This window comes from Bradyrhizobium sp. NBAIM03, from assembly GCF_020194055.1.
Classification (GTDB): domain Bacteria; phylum Pseudomonadota; class Alphaproteobacteria; order Rhizobiales; family Xanthobacteraceae; genus Bradyrhizobium; species Bradyrhizobium yuanmingense.
The window spans coordinates 16,926-31,706 of sequence record NZ_JADYVS010000007.1 but is presented as its reverse complement, the minus strand read 5'-3'; the positions used below and the strand labels follow the sequence as shown (position 1 = coordinate 31,706).

Sequence of the window (14,781 nt, the reverse complement as noted above, 5' to 3'; positions counted from 1 at the left end):
GGCCAGCAAACGTGCGGCAAATCAGGCGTGAGCAGGGGATCATGAGCAACAAGATGTGGGGCGGCCGGTTCTCGGAACGCCCCGACGAGATCATGGAAGAGATCAACGTCTCCATCGACGTCGATCGTCACCTCTTCGCCCAGGACATTGCCGCGTCCAAGGCCCACGCCGCGATGTTGGCCAATCAGGGCATCATCACGGCTTCTGATGCGAAAAATATCGGCAAGGGTCTAGACACAATCCTGTCAGAGATCGGCAAGGGCGGCTTCGAATTCAAGCGCGCGCTCGAGGACATCCATATGAATGTCGAGAGCCGCCTGTCGGAGCTGATCGGCCCGGCCGCCGGAAGGCTGCACACCGCGCGTTCGCGCAACGACCAGGTCGCCACCGACTTCCGTCTGTTCGTCCGCGACGTCATCGACGAGACCGATGCCGCGCTCGCCGCGTTCCAGCAGGCCCTGGTGGACCGCGCGCTGGAGCACGCCGCAACCGTGATGCCCGGCTTCACGCATCTGCAAACGGCGCAGCCCGTCACGTTCGGCCATCACCTGCTGGCTTATGTCGAGATGGCGGCGCGCGACCGCGGCCGCTTCCAGGACGCCCGCAAGCGGCTGAACGAATCGCCGCTGGGCGCGGCTGCGCTCGCCGGCACCTCGTTCCCGATCGACCGCCATGCCACCGCGAAGGCGCTCCTGTTCGACCGCCCGATGGCGAACTCGCTCGATGCCGTCTCCGACCGCGATTTCGTGCTGGAGACGCTGTCGGCCGCCTCGATCTGCGCCGTGCACATGTCGCGCTTTGCCGAGGAGATCGTGATCTGGACCTCGCCGCTGGTCGGCATGATCCGGCTCAGCGACAAGTTCACCACGGGATCCTCGATCATGCCGCAGAAGCGCAACCCGGATGCCGCCGAGCTGGTGCGCGCCAAGACCGGCCGCGTCATCGGCGCGCTCAACGGCCTCCTGATCGTCATGAAGGGCCTGCCGCTCGCCTATCAAAAGGACATGCAGGAGGACAAGCAGGGCGCCATGGAGGGTTTTGCCGCGCTGTCGCTGGCAATCCGCGCCATGACCGGCATGGTCCGTGATCTCGTTCCGGACGAAGCCAAGATGAAGGCGGCCGCGGGCGAGGGCTATGCCACGGCGACCGACCTCGCCGACTGGCTGGTGCGGACGCTGAAGATGCCGTTCCGCGAGGCGCACCACGTCACGGGCCGCATCGTCGCCAAGGCCGCCGAGGGGGGCGTCGCGCTGCACGAGCTGCCGCTCAAGGAAATGCAGGCGATCGAGCCCAAAATCACCAAGGACGTGCTCGGCGTGCTGTCGGTCGAATCGTCGGTGAAGAGCCGCACCAGCTTTGGCGGCACCGCGCCGAAGAACGTGGCGTCCCAGGCCAAGGCCTGGGCGAAGCGGCTGGAAAAAGAGCGAAAATTGGGCTGAGGGCAAAATTTCGCTTATGTTTCATGGTCATCCGGCTCTCGCCAGAACGCGCCAATCTCTGTATGGTGCGCCGCGCGTAGTGGGGATTTTCGTCGTGACGTCAAAGTTTCGCCCGGCCGGCTCGGGGTGGGCCATCATTGTCTTGAGCCTGACGGCGCTCGCGCTTGCAGGTTGCGGCCGCAAGGGCCCGCTGGATCTGCCGCCGACCGCCTCCAACGCCCCCGCAGCCACCGGCGCCGCACCCGTCGAGCCCGAGACCGCGGCCCAGAAGGCGCCGAGCCTGTTCGAACCCACGGCCAGCGCGGATGCTGCGCCCGCGGCGGCCAAGGGCCGGAAGAAATCGTTTATTCTCGACCCGCTCCTGGACGAACCTCCCGGCAAGAAATAAGCCGGGACAACCGAGCCTGCGCCATGAACCATTTCGACTATCGCAACGGCGTGCTGCACGCCGAGGCGGTGAACCTGTCCGAGCTGGCCGCCACCGTCGGCACGCCGTTCTACTGCTATTCGACCGCAACGCTGGAGCGGCATTACCGCGTCTTCACCGAGGCCTTTGCCGGCGAGAAGGTGCTGGTCTGCTACGCCATGAAGGCGAACTCCAACCAGTCGGTGCTGCGGACGCTGGCCAAGCTCGGCGCCGGCGCCGACGTGGTTTCGGGCGGCGAGCTGAAGCGCGCTTTGGCCGCCGGCATTCCCGCCAGCAAGATCGTCTTCTCCGGCGTCGGCAAGACCGAGGCAGAGCTGCGCGCGGCGCTCGCCGCCGACATCCTCTGCCTCAACGTCGAATCCGAGCCGGAGCTCGAGCTGCTGTCGCGCCTGGCGACCGAGATGGGCAAGACCGCGCGCATCTCGCTCCGCGTCAATCCCGACGTCGATGCCGGCACGCATGCAAAGATCTCCACCGGCAAGTCCGAGAACAAGTTCGGCATCCCGATCGTGCATGCCCGCGAGGTCTATGCGCGCGCGGCGAAGCTGCCCGGAATCAAGGTGACCGGCACCGACGTGCATATCGGCAGCCAGATCACCGACCTGTCCGGCATGGAGACCGCGTTCCGCATCCTCTCCGAATTCGTACAGGAGCTGCGCGGCGACGGCCACGACATCAGCCACGTCGATTTCGGCGGCGGTCTCGGCATTCCCTATTACATGGATCGCGAGGCGCCGCCGGCGCCGGCCGCCTATGCCGCCATGGTCAAGCGCGTCAGCCACAATCTCGGCTGCACGCTGATGTTCGAGCCGGGCCGCATGATCGTCGGCAATGCCGGCATCCTGGTCGCGAAGGTGATCTATGTGAAGCACGGCGACGGCAAGAATTTCGTCATCATCGACGCGGCCATGAACGACCTGATCCGCCCGACACTGTACGAGGCGCATCACGACATCCTGGCGGTGAAGCAGCCCGCCAAGGGCGCCGCCACCATCAAGGCCGATGTCGTCGGCCCGGTCTGCGAGACCGGCGACTATCTTGCCCTCGACCGCACGTTGCCGACGCCCGCGCCCGGCGATCTCCTCGCCATCATGACCGCAGGCGCCTATGGCGCGGTGCAGGCCGGAACCTACAACACCCGGCCCTTGGTGCCGGAGGTGCTGGTGAAGGGCGACCAATACGCCGTGGTGCGCCCGCGCATCGAGGTGGAGCAGCTCATTGCAATGGACACGCCGGCGCCGTGGCTGTGAGTTGACGACATCGGCTCAACAGCCGCGGTGTCGTCCCCGCGTAGGCGGGGACCCATACTCCCAGGCAGTCATTGTGACGCCAAGCTAGTAACTCCGAGTCTTCGCCACACGTTGTCCTGTGGTTATGGGTCCCGGGCTCGCGCTGCGCGCGCCCCGGGACGACGAGCGGAGGGGCAGCGCTACTTCCCCGTCACTCCGCCCTTCGCTCCACCCACCACGACACCCGCTTTCTTCTCGATCGGCTTGATCGCCGCGGTGAAATCGGACTCGGCGCCTTCGGCGCTGATCACCGTTTCCCACAACCGTCCGACCGCGTCGGCGACCTCCATCGACAGGCCGAGCTGCTTCATCTCCTCCAGCGCCAGCCGCACGTCCTTCACCATCAATCCCGTGGCGAAGCCGAAGTCGAAGGTGCGCGGCAGCACCGCGCGCGGAAACTTGTCGCGGCTCGCGGTGTTCATGCCCGAGCCGGCATTGATGACGTCGATCATCACGGCGGGATCGAGCCCGGCCTTCACGCCCATCACCACGGCTTCCGACGTCGCGACGATCGCGGTCGCCGACAGAAAATTGTTGGCGAGCTTCATGGTCTGCGCCGCGCCCGGCTTCTCGCCGATGAAGAACACCTTTCCGATCACCTCGAGCGCGGGCTTGAGCAGCTCGAACTCGGCTTTCGGGCCCGACACCATCACGGCAAGCGTGCCCTTCTCGGCGCCGCCGACGCCGCCGGAGACGGGACAGTCGATCTGCACGATGCCGCGCTCGGCGAGCAGCCCGTGAATCTTCACAGCCATTGCCGAGCCGACGGTGGAGAGATCGACGAAGCGTTTGGCGCGCCTGCCCTCGATCACGCCGTTCGCTCCCGTTGCGACGTCGAGTGAAGCCTGCAGCGAAGGCAAACTCGCCATGACGGTCTCGGCCTGGTCAGCGACGTCCTTCGGCGACGACGCGGCAAGGGCACCGCGCGCGACCAGCTTGCCGATAACCTCCTTGCGCGTGTCGAATACGACGAGCCTGTGCCCCGCCTCGATCAGCCGCCGCGCCATCGGGAAACCCATGTTTCCGAGCCCGATGAATCCGATGTCCATGGTGTTTCCCTTTGGTTGTTGAAAACGCGCACACCGATGTCGTCCCGGACAAGCGCGCCCTAAAGCGCGCGCCGGTCCGGGACCCATAACCACAACAAGGAGGAATCGTCCCGCAAAGGCGCCGCTCCGAGTCGTCGTAGCAACATCGTCCTGTTGCTATGGGTCCCGGGCTCGCGCTTCGCGCGCCCCGGGACGACAGTTGAGATTGGCGCTGGGTCTCACGCCTTCCCGTCGATCTCTGCGAACACCTCGCGCGCGATGCGGAAGCTGTCGACCGCGGCGGGCATGCCGCCATAGATCGCGACCTGCATCAGGATCTCGCGGATCTCCTCGCGGGTGACGCCGTTGGTCAGCGCGCCCTTCAGGTGCGCGCGAAACTCGTGCTGACGGTTGAGGATCGCGATCATGGCGATGTTGAGCATGCTGCGGGTCTTGCGCGGCAGCTCCTCGCGGGCCCACACCGTGCCCCAGCAATATTCGTTGAGCATCTCCTGGAACGGGCGGTTGAAATCGTCGACGTTCTTCAGGGCGTTGTTGACATAGGCCTCGCCCAGCACAGCTTTGCGGACTTCCAGGCCCTTGTCGTGCATCTTCTTGTCCATGGCGTTTCCTTCGTTTCCCTCGAGATTGGCGCGCGGAAATTACGGGGTTGCACCCGGCCAGTCACGTCCTCGTGTTATGCGGGAAAAGGAGGCGCTCCCGTACGGGAACGGATGCCTCAGTGCTGCCGTTGTGATAGGCTCTGCTCTACCGGGCAACCTGGAGAGTTGATTGAACGGCGTCCCCCCCGAGCCGTCAGACCCGATCCGCAACGGCGATGCGCTGTCGCGGCTGAAGCTGGCGCAGGCCCTTGATCGGGCGACTTATGCCATCGCGTGGGAGCGTGCCTGGCCCAATGCGGCGCGCCTTCTGACCGTCGTCGGCCTGTTCCTGGTGGTGTCCTGGGCCGGCCTCTGGCTGGCGCTGCCGTTCACGGCCAGGGCCGTCGGTCTCGCCCTCTTCGCCGCGATCGCGGCGGCCGCCCTGTTCCCGCTGATTCGCTTCCGCTGGCCGAGCCGCGAGGAAGCGCTGGCCCGGCTCGACCGTGGCTCCGGCATCCGGCACCGCCCGGCCACCGCGCTCACGGACACGCTGACCTCACAGGACCCGGTCGCGCAGGCGCTGTGGCAGGCGCAGCGCGAGCGGACGCTTGCCTCCATCAAGCGCATCCGCGCCGGTGTGCCGCAGCCCCGGCTCGCGCTTCACGACCCCTGGGCGCTGCGTGCCCTCGTGATGGTGATGCTGGTCGCGACCTTCTTTGCCGCGGGTGACGAGCGTGCGATGCGCCTTGGCGCCGCCTTCGACTGGAACGGGGTGCTGGCGCCGGCCAATGTTCGCGTCGATGCCTGGGTCACGCCGCCGCTCTACACCGGCAGGCCGCCGGTCATCCTGTCGGCCGCCAACAAGGAAGCCGCGGCGCTGCCCGCCAGCGGCCCGCTTGCCGTTCCCGCCGGCTCGACCCTGATCGTGCGCTCCTCCGGCGGCAATTTGGATGTCGCCGTCTCCGGCGGCCTCAAGGAGGTCGCCCCGGCCGAAGCCAGCCCCAAGGGGACCAACGAAAGGCATTTCGCGATTTCCGGCGACGGCACCGCGCATGTCCGGGCGCCCTCCGGCCAGCCGCAATGGGCCTTCGCCGCCACGCCGGATCGTCCGCCGACGATCGCGCTCGCGAAGGACCCGGAGCGCCAGGCGCGCGGCGCGCTCCAGCTCTCCTACAAGATCGAGGACGATTACGGCGTCACCGGCGCCGAGGCGAAATTCGCCCCGCGGCCGACCGACGCCAAAGATGGTGCCAAGGATGGCCCTAAGGATGGTCCGAAGGCCGCCGTCGGCGATGGCGACAGCAGGACGGCGCGGCCGCTGTTCCAGCCGCCGAAATTTCCGCTCGCGCTGCCGAATGCGCGTACCCGCAACGGCGTCGGGCAATCCGTGAAGGATCTCAGCGAGGATCCCTATGCCGGCGCCGAGGTCACGCTGACGCTCACGGCCAAGGACGAGGCCGGCAACGAGGCCGCCAGCGAGCCGTTCAACATGCGCCTGCCCGAGCGGCTCTTCACCAAGCCGCTGGCCCGTGCATTGATCGAGCAGCGCCGCATCCTCGCGCTCGACGCCAACAAGAATTCGGACGTCTATGCCGCGCTCGACGGCCTGATGATCGCGCCCGAGATGTTCACGCCGGAGCCGGGACAATATCTCGGCCTGCACAGCGTGGCCCGGCAGCTCGAAGCGGCGCGTACCGACGATGCCCTGCGCGAGGTCGTGGCGAGCCTGTGGGCGCTTGCGGTGACGATCGAGGACGGCAAGATCTCCGACGTCGAGAAGGCGTTGCGCGCGGCCCAGGAGGCGCTGAAGCAGGCGCTGGAGCGCGGCGCGAGCGACGAGGAGATCAAGAAGCTCACGCAGGATCTGCGTCAGGCGCTGAACGATTTCATGCGTCAGCTCGCCGAGCAGTTCCGCAACAACAATGACCCGCAGCAGCTGGCGCGGCCGCTCGATCCGAACACCAAGGTCCTGCGCCAGCAGGATCTGCAGAACATGATCGACCGGATGGAGCGCCTGTCGCGCTCCGGCGACAAGGATGCCGCCAAGCAATTGCTCGACCAGCTCCAGCAGATGCTGGAAGGCCTGCAGATGGCGCAGCCGGGACAGTCCGGCGAGAGCGACATGGAGCAGGCGCTCAATGAGCTCGGCGACATGATCCGCAAGCAGCAGCAATTGCGCGACAAGACGTTCAAGCAGGGCCAGGACTCCCGGCGCGACCGCTCGCGCGGCAAGCAGCAGCAGGGCGATCAGTCCATGTCGGAGCTGCAGCAGGACCAGCAGGGACTGCGCGACCGCCTGAAGAAGCTGCAGGACGAGCTTGCCAAGCGCGGCCTCACCCAGAAGGGGCAGAAGGGTCAGCAGGGCCAGCAGGCACAGAAGGGCCAGAAGGGGCAGCAAGGCGAACAGGGCCAGCCCGGCCAGAACGGCGATCAGGACGGCGACCAGGGCGATGACGGCAGCCTGGACGCAGCCGACGGTGCCATGGGCGATGCCGGATCAAAGCTCGGCGAGGGTAATGCCGACGGCGCCGTGGACTCGCAGGGCAAGGCACTCGACGCCATGCGCAAGGGTGCGCAGAAGATGGCCGAGGCGATGCAGCAGGGTGATGGCGACGGCCAGGGCGACGGCCCCGGCCAGCGTGCCGGCCGGCAGCAGAGCGGCGGCAACCAGACCGATCCGCTCGGCCGGCCGCTGCATGGGCGCGAATATGGCGACGATTACACGGTCAAGATTCCCGGCGAGATCGACACACAGCGGGTCCGCCGTATTCTCGAAGAGCTCCGCCGCCGTCTCGGCGATCCTTCGCGGCCGCAGATCGAGCTCGACTATCTCGAGCGGCTGCTGAAGGAGTTTTGAGGGACGGCTCAGTTCTCGTAGCCCGGATGAGCGCAGCGACATCCGGGGCAGTGTTCCCGCATATTAGCTGCGCTGATGCGGGCTACGATCGCGCCACAGTTTTCGTCATTGCGAGCGCAGCGAAGCAATCCAGAGTCTTTCCGCGCCGGCAGTCTGGATTGCTTCGCTGCGCTCGCAATGACGATATGGGGATACCGCCGACGCTAGCCCTTCTTCGCCGCCAGCGCATCGGCGACCGCCGTGCGGATATCGGCGACCGAGAACGGCTTGGTCACGACGTCATGCACCAGCGCGTTCAGGTTCGAGGCGCGCTCGCGCTGGTCGGCAAAGCCGGTCATCAGCAGGATGGTCAGGTCGGGAAAATCGCGCGCCGCGGAGAGCGCCAGCGCGATGCCGTCCATCACCGGCATCTGGATGTCGGTGAGCAACAGGTCGAAGGCGCCATCCTCGCGGGTCAGGATCTCCAGCGCCTCTGCGCCGTCCTGGGCGGTGACGGTCTCGTGGCCGTCCATGGCGATGGCGCGCGCCACCAGCGCGCGCATCGAATCCTCGTCGTCGGCGATCAAGATCTTCGGCATGAGACGAACCTTGGTATCAACCTCCCCTGGGGGGCGATTATACGCTGCCGCCGGCAATGTCGCGCCGGTTGAAGAAACGAACGTCGATGTTGCGGCCTTCCGGCGGCGGTGAGGCCAGGCGCGAGCGGAAGAAGGCGCGCTCACCTGGCCGCAGCACGGTCTGCTCCAGCACCGCATTCCAGGCATAGATCTCCGCGCCCTGGGCGTCGCGCACGGCAAAACGCAGCCGCGGAATGTCGAGCGGCTTCTTGCCCTCGCCGACGATGACGCCCTCGATCACCAACACCTGTTTACCGTCCACGGTCTCGCTGGAGAGCTTGACGTCCTTGAAGGCGAGACCCCGCAAGTTCACCTCGAGCCCGACCATCTTGTAGAACGCTGCCGTCTGCGGCAGCAGCCGCACCACGTCGCCGCGCCAGAGCACCAGTGCCAGCACCAGCGCGCCCATCGCGGCGCAGGCGGTCGGCAGGCCAAGATAGGATTTGCGCGGAGCTGTGGTGGCGACCGGGCGGCTCACCCGCGCGCCGCGGCGGGGGAACAGGCTGCGGAACCAGGACTGGTGTTGCGCGCCGACGGCCTCCTCTTCGGCCTGCCGGGCCGCTGCCGACCATTCGTCCTCGGTCTCGCGGGTCTCCTCATCCGGCCAGTCGCTGGCGATCGAGGGACTATCGACGACCGGCGTATCAGTGGCGCCGTCGTCCTTGGCATAGGAGTTCCATTGTTCGGCGAGGTCGGACTGGTCGTCGGCTCGGCTGGCCGCGGCCATGGCCGGAACGGACGCCTCCTCGATGGCATCCTCGGCGTGGGCGATCCAGGTCTCCTTGCAGCGGGAGCAGCGGACCGCCCGCCCGTTCGCCCCAAGGCTCGCGAGCTTGATGGCGTAGGATGTCATACAATGGGGGCAGACGATATGCATGGACGAGCCTTGATGCATGAACGAAGGTCTTGACGATGCCACGGTCGCGGAGACCGGGCGCCCCTTATGCTACTGGGCGACCGTTAACGAACCGGAAACCATAACGGCGGCAAAACCCGTTGATCGCGTATGGCGGACCGCCGCAATGCGGCCCGCGCCCCCTCTCGAACGGAGCTGAGCTTGGTTCGGTTCGAAAATGTCGGATTGCGTTACGGTCTGGGGCCGGAGATTTTGCGCGACCTCACCTTCCAGATCCCCGCGCATTCCTTCCAGTTTCTCACCGGGCCGTCAGGTGCCGGCAAGACGTCCCTGCTGCGCCTGTTGTTCCTGTCGCATCGACCGACGCGGGGCCTCGTCAACCTGTTCGGCCACGACATCTCGCAGCTCGGCAAGGACGAGATCGCAGACCTGCGCAAGCGCATCGGCATCGTGCTCCAGGATTTCCGCCTGCTCGATCACATGACGACCTATGAGAACGTCGCGCTGCCGTTCCGCGTCATGGGCCGCAGCGAGTCGAGCTACCGCAAGGAGGTGATCGATCTGTTGCGCTGGGTCGGCCTCGGCGACCGCATGGACGCGCTGCCGCCGATCCTGTCAGGCGGCGAGAAGCAGCGCGCCGCGATCGCGCGCGCCGTGATCTCGCGGCCGCAGCTGCTGCTCGCGGACGAGCCGACCGGCAGCGTCGATCCGACGCTCGGCCGTCGGCTGCTGCGGTTGTTCATCGAGCTCAACAAATCAGGCACCGCCGTCATCATCGCGACCCACGACATCGGCCTGATGGACCAGTACGAGGCGCGGCGCCTGGTGCTGCACCAGGGACGGCTGCACGTCTATGAGTAGGCTGGACGAGCGCGGCGTGCTGGTCGATCTCGGGCAGGAGCGTCCGCAGCTTCCGGCCAAGGCGCGCAACATGTCGCCGATCGTGCCGCGCGCCTCGATCCACGGGAGAGCGCTGCTCGCGGTGGTCGCCATCATGACGTTCCTCGCCTCGATGGCCACGGGCACGGTGCTGCTGGTGAGTGCCTCCGCCGCCGAATGGCAATCGGATGTCGCGAGCGAAATCACCATCCAGATTCGTCCGCAGGCCGGCCGCGATCTCGATCGCGACACCGCCGCCGTGGCGGAAGCGATGCGCACGCAAGCCGGTATCGTCGAGGTCAAGCCGTTCACCAGGGACGAGAGCGGCAAGCTGCTCGAGCCCTGGCTCGGCACCGGCCTGTCGATGGACGATCTGCCGGTGCCACGCATGATCATCGCGCGCGTGCAGCCGGGCACGCCGCTCGATCTCGGCGCCTTGCGCGCGCGCGTGGCGCAGGTCGCGCCGGGCGCCAGCGTCGACGATCACCGCGCCTGGATCGAGCGCATGCGCCTGATGACGAACGCCACCGTGCTGGCCGGCCTCGGCATCCTCGCGCTCGTCATCGTCGCAACCATCATCTCGGTGTCGTTCGCGACGCGCGGCGCAATGGCGGCGAACCGTCCGATCGTCGAGGTCCTGCATTTCGTTGGCGCCGGCGACCGCTACATCGCCAACCACTTCCTGCGTCATTTCCTCAGGCTGGGCCTGGAGGGCGGCGTGATCGGCGGCGGTGCCGCCATGCTGATGTTCGGCTTCTCCGAGTCCATCGCAGGCTGGTTTTCCGGGACTCCCGTCGGCGACCAGTTCGCCGCGCTGCTCGGCACCTTCTCGCTGCGCCCCTCCGGCTACATCGTGCTCGCGGTTCAGGCCGTCCTGATCGGCGCCATTACCGCAGTCGCCTCGCGCCAAACGCTGTTCGCGACATTGAACGATGTTGATTGAGTTTCTTTTCTTCCCTTCTCCCCTTGTGGGAGAAGGTGGCGCGAAGCGCCGGATGAGGGGTTCTGTCCACGCGTACAAATGTCGAGGTGAATGCGCGGAGAGAACCCCTCACCCGTCTCGCCGCTTTCGCCATAGCCGATGCAAAGCATCGGCGTTCTTAAGAACGGCGGTCGGCGGCCGCCTATGCCACCCTCTCCCACAAGGGGAGAGGGTGAAGAAACCGGACTCCACTTCGCCTCAAAACGTCATAAAATCAGATCGGGAAGGGATCACCGACATCGCATGAGCTCGCCGACCGACGATCGATCGCCGAAACTGCCGCGCGGCTGGCTGCGCGCGGCAATCGTGTCGACGATCGCGCTCGCCTTCGTCGGCGCGGCGGCGGGCTTCATTGCGTTCCTGGCGCAATTGCGCGGGGCCGAGAAAGTACCTGATCGCAAGGCGGACGGCATCGTGGTCCTGACCGGCGGCTCCTCGCGGGTATCGGACGCGATGGAGCTGCTGGCTGCCGGCTACGGCAGGCGGCTCCTGATTTCCGGCGTGCATCCGACCTCGACGGCGAACGACATCTCCCGCACCTTGCCGGAGAATCAGTCCTTCATGACCTGTTGCGTCGACCTCGACCGCACCGCGCTCACGACCCGCGGCAACGCGGCGGAGGCGCGGCGCTGGGCCGAGGGACGCCGATTTACGTCTCTGATCGTGGTCACCTCGAACTATCACATGCCGCGCGCGCTGGTGGAATTCTCGCATGCGATGCCGCGGACGACGCTGATCCCGTTCGCGGTGGTCGGCGAAAAATGGCGCGAGGAGCCGTGGTGGATCTCAGGCTCGACGCTGCGGCTGCTCCTGTCCGAATACGTCAAGTACGTTGCGGCCGAGCTCAGGGTGCGGCTGGAGGATTTCGGGATTGACCTTTGGCCCGAGATGTCGGAGCAGCCTGCAGGTCAGCAACCGAAGCGGCCCGCCACCGCGCAGGCCAATTGATCGGACCATCGATGTTCCTGATTTTCCTGCGATCGCTCGTATTCAACGTGCTGTTCTATGCCGTGTTGGTCTGTCTGGCGATCGTTGCGCTGCCGACCTTTGCATTGCCGCCGCGCGCCATGCTGACGGTGGCGCAATGGTGGGCCAAGGCCACGCTGGTCCTGATGCGCCTGGTATGCAACATCAAGGTGGAATTCCGCGGGGTGGAGAAGATCCCGACAGGACCGCTGCTGATCGTGGCCAAGCATCAGTCGTTCTGGGAGACTTTCGTGCTGCCGGGCTTTTTCAATCGCCCGATCTTCATCCTCAAGCGCCAGCTGATGCAGATCCCGGTGTTCGGCCAGTTCCTGGTCAAGACCGGGATGATCGCGATCGACCGCAATGCCGGCGTGAAGGCGCTGCTCGAGATGACGCGGCGCGCGCGCGAGGCGGTGCGCAGTGGAAAGCAGCTCGTGATCTTTCCGGAAGGCACGCGCCGTGCGCCGGGCGCGCCGCCCGATTACAAGACCGGTTTTGCGCAGATCTATTCCTCCTGCGGCGTGCCGTGCCTGCCGATCGCGCTCAATTCCGGCCTGTTCTGGCCGCGCCGCACCTTCATGCGCTACCCGGGCACGCTGGTGGTCGAGTTTCTCGAACCGTTGCCGCCGGGCCTGCCGAAGGACGAGTTTCTCGCACGCGTGCAAGCGGCGATCGAGGACGCGACCGCCCGGCTCGTCGAAGCAGGACGGAAGGAGCAGGAGCAGTTGATCGGCTCGGCGCCGAGCTACGCGCCGACCGGCTAAAGCGCGATGAGATTGGGATGAATCTTCATCGCGCTCTAGGTTGTTGTTTACGCATGATCTTTCCGGAAAACCGCTTCGCACTTTTCCGGGTCATGCTTTAGCGGCTTTCCCGATCCTGGTCCCGAGCCGCCGCGTGCAGGGAATGCGCATCACCGTGCAGCATCAATGCAAGCTGATGCAGCTGCGTGTCGCGAAAGCCTTCGGCCTCGATCGCCTTCACCGTCGCGGTGACGTAGTCGCGGTTGGCGCCGGACTGGCCGTGGCCCTGGACGACATGGCGGTGCTGCTCGGCGAGCGAGAGGCGGCCGGCATATTGCACATGACCGCGGTCGACGACGTAGGCGAGCGCGGCGACGCGCTGGCGTGCATCGTTCTCCAGCCACACCGAGCGCATCACCTCGCGATAGACCGAGGTGACCTGCTCGCGTGCGCGCAAATAGGCGACCACTTCGGCACGGTTCTTCTCGGCGACACGGAAGGCGATGCCGCGGCAGGCGCCGCCGCGGTCTAGTCCGAGCACCAGGCCCGGCTTCTCCGGCGTGCCGCGATGCACGAAGGAATAGACGCAGAGCGCTCGATGCTCGCCGACCAGCCGCGCCGGGACGCGCTCCTCGAAATCGAAGCCCGGCCGCCACATCAGCGAGCCGTAGCCGAACACCCAGAGGTCGCCCTTGGCTGTGGTGACGGAGGGGAGGGTGATTTCGGACATTTCGGGGACGGCTACCAGAACCCTGCGCCCAAGCGAAGCGATTTCTGCGCCTTTCGTCGCAGGCCCGCCCCGCTTACATTTGCCTGAATCTGGCGTCAAAGGGTCGCCGCATGTCCAATATGACCGTTGCCACTGGCCGCCGCTCCCGCTGGGGCCTTTTCATCGCCCCCGTTCTCGTCCTGGTCCTCGCCGTCGGCTGGACCTGCTTCTGGTTCTATGCGGCGTGGCAGGCCGAAATCGTCGCCGACGCCTGGCGGGCGCAGGAGGCCAAGGCCGGCCGCATCTATGATTGTGCCAAGCGCTCGATCGCCGGCTTCCCGTTCCGCTTCGAGGTCCAGTGCTCCGGCGCCAGCGTCGCCCTGGTCTCGCAGAACGCGAGCAAGACGCCGTTCACGGCCAAGCTCGACAACATCCTGGTCGTGGCCCAGGTCTACGACCCCAAGCGCATCATCGCCGAATTCGCAGCGCCCGCCACGCTGATCGACGGCATTACACAAAACACCTTCACCGTGAATTGGAGCAAGGGCCGCGCCAGTGTGGCGGGTCTGCCGGCTGTGCCGGATCGCGCTTCCATCGTGTTCGACGACCCCAGCCTCAACCGTCTCGATGGCAGCGTGCAGGTGCCGCTTGCGCGCGCCAAGCAGGTCGAGCTGCACGGGCGCCTTGCCGATGGCTCGCCGGCCGATCATCCGGTGATCGAGACCGTGCTCCATGTCGCGCAGGGCAGCATCCAGGGCGTGCATCCGCTGCTCTCCGAGCCGTTCGAGGCGGACACCCGCGCCAAGATCACCGGCCTCTCCGACCTCACGCCCAAACCGTGGCCGCAGCGCTTCCGCGAGATCCAGGCCGCCGGCGGTCACATCGAGATCGTGCAGTCGCGCATTCAGCAGGGCGAGATGATCGCGGTCGCGGCCGGCACGCTCGGCCTGTCGCCCAACGGCCGACTCGACGGCGAATTGCAGATGACGGTGACCGGCCTCGAGCGCGTGATCCCGGCGCTCGGCATCGAGAAGATGCTGGAGGAGGGCGTACCGCAGGCAACGCTCGATCGCCTCGCGCCCGGCGTGAAGTCGCAGGACCTGAATAATCTGTTCGGCGCGCTCGACCGCGCCGTGCCGGGCCTCGGCAAGGTCATCAAGCAGAACGCCAATGCCGGCGTTGCCGCCGGCATCAATTCGATCGGTACCGAGAGCACGCTGGAAGGCAAGAAAGCGCGGAGCTTCCCGCTAAAATTCGTCGACGGTGCCGTGCTGCTCGGCCCGGTCAAGGTCGGCCAGATCCCGCCGCTGTATTAGTTGGCTCCCGTAGCCCGGATGGAGCGCAGCGCAATCCGGGGTTCTTGATCACAGCTGGCACTGTCCCGGAT

The 14,781-nt window shown here is 66.4% G+C and carries 14 protein-coding genes; 9 read left to right on the top strand and 5 right to left on the bottom strand.

Annotation, left to right across the window (positions count from 1 at the left end; genetic code table 11):
* The first annotated feature begins 41 nt into the window (after window positions 1–41).
* The 3 genes from argH to lysA all read left to right on the top strand — a co-directional run bounded on the left by argH (window position 42) and on the right by lysA (window position 3,116).
* Window positions 42–1,439: an argininosuccinate lyase gene (gene argH, locus I6F21_RS12275; protein ID WP_225128567.1), complete on the top strand. Its 1,398-nt coding sequence runs from the start codon at window positions 42–44 to the stop codon at window positions 1,437–1,439.
* 94 nt (window positions 1,440–1,533) lie between these two features.
* On the top strand, window positions 1,534–1,827 hold the full coding sequence (locus tag I6F21_RS12270; RefSeq protein WP_035996882.1) for a lipoprotein: 294 nt from the start codon (window positions 1,534–1,536) through the stop codon (window positions 1,825–1,827).
* Window positions 1,828–1,850: 23 nt separating this feature from the next.
* Window positions 1,851–3,116, top strand: a complete 1,266-nt coding sequence (gene lysA / locus I6F21_RS12265; protein WP_225140780.1) for a diaminopimelate decarboxylase — start codon at window positions 1,851–1,853, stop codon at window positions 3,114–3,116.
* A gap of 179 nt (window positions 3,117–3,295) precedes the next feature.
* Here lysA and I6F21_RS12260 read toward each other — a convergent pair whose 3' ends face one another.
* Complete coding sequence (locus tag I6F21_RS12260; protein ID WP_225183160.1) at window positions 3,296–4,204, bottom strand: NAD(P)-dependent oxidoreductase; 909 nt, start codon at window positions 4,202–4,204, stop codon at window positions 3,296–3,298.
* A 218-nt stretch (window positions 4,205–4,422) separates the two neighbouring features.
* On the bottom strand, window positions 4,423–4,806 hold the full coding sequence (locus tag I6F21_RS12255) for a carboxymuconolactone decarboxylase family protein (protein WP_225183159.1): 384 nt from the start codon (window positions 4,804–4,806) through the stop codon (window positions 4,423–4,425).
* A 169-nt stretch (window positions 4,807–4,975) separates the two neighbouring features.
* On the opposite strand from I6F21_RS12255, the gene I6F21_RS12250 reads away from it, so the two are divergent.
* The gene (locus I6F21_RS12250; protein ID WP_225183158.1) at window positions 4,976–7,642 is read left to right on the top strand and encodes a TIGR02302 family protein; all 2,667 of its coding nucleotides are present in this window, start codon (window positions 4,976–4,978) and stop codon (window positions 7,640–7,642) included.
* 203 nt (window positions 7,643–7,845) lie between these two features.
* Here the strand turns inward: I6F21_RS12250 and I6F21_RS12245 are convergent, their stop codons facing one another.
* Both I6F21_RS12245 and I6F21_RS12240 read right to left on the bottom strand, forming a co-directional pair.
* On the bottom strand, window positions 7,846–8,220 hold the full coding sequence (locus I6F21_RS12245) for a response regulator (RefSeq protein ID WP_035996894.1): 375 nt from the start codon (window positions 8,218–8,220) through the stop codon (window positions 7,846–7,848).
* Window positions 8,221–8,257: 37 nt separating this feature from the next.
* Complete coding sequence (locus tag I6F21_RS12240; protein WP_225128574.1) at window positions 8,258–9,136, bottom strand: MJ0042-type zinc finger domain-containing protein; 879 nt, start codon at window positions 9,134–9,136, stop codon at window positions 8,258–8,260.
* Between the two features lie 180 nt (window positions 9,137–9,316).
* Here I6F21_RS12240 and ftsE point away from each other — a divergent pair, with 180 nt between their 5' ends.
* From ftsE to I6F21_RS12220, 4 genes are all read left to right on the top strand, one after another.
* On the top strand, window positions 9,317–9,976 hold the full coding sequence (gene ftsE, locus I6F21_RS12235; RefSeq protein ID WP_057028593.1) for a cell division ATP-binding protein FtsE: 660 nt from the start codon (window positions 9,317–9,319) through the stop codon (window positions 9,974–9,976).
* The gene (locus I6F21_RS12230) at window positions 9,969–10,937 is read left to right on the top strand and encodes an ABC transporter permease (RefSeq protein ID WP_225147392.1); all 969 of its coding nucleotides are present in this window, start codon (window positions 9,969–9,971) and stop codon (window positions 10,935–10,937) included. The genes ftsE and I6F21_RS12230 overlap by 8 nt, the downstream gene beginning before the upstream one ends.
* 282 nt (window positions 10,938–11,219) lie before the next feature.
* Window positions 11,220–11,924, top strand: a complete 705-nt coding sequence (locus I6F21_RS12225) for a YdcF family protein (RefSeq protein WP_035996919.1) — start codon at window positions 11,220–11,222, stop codon at window positions 11,922–11,924.
* Between the two features lie 11 nt (window positions 11,925–11,935).
* A complete protein-coding gene (locus I6F21_RS12220) occupies window positions 11,936–12,706 on the top strand; it encodes a lysophospholipid acyltransferase family protein (protein ID WP_035996922.1) in 771 nt (256 codons plus the stop codon).
* A gap of 97 nt (window positions 12,707–12,803) precedes the next feature.
* Here I6F21_RS12220 and I6F21_RS12215 read toward each other — a convergent pair whose 3' ends face one another.
* Window positions 12,804–13,415, bottom strand: a complete 612-nt coding sequence (locus I6F21_RS12215) for a gamma-glutamylcyclotransferase (RefSeq protein ID WP_109142250.1) — start codon at window positions 13,413–13,415, stop codon at window positions 12,804–12,806.
* Window positions 13,416–13,525: 110 nt separating this feature from the next.
* Between I6F21_RS12215 and I6F21_RS12210 the strand changes: the two genes are divergently transcribed.
* Entirely contained in the window at window positions 13,526–14,710 is a 1,185-nt protein-coding gene (locus tag I6F21_RS12210) for a DUF2125 domain-containing protein (protein WP_225134266.1), read from the top strand.
* The last annotated feature ends 71 nt before the right edge of the window (window positions 14,711–14,781 follow it).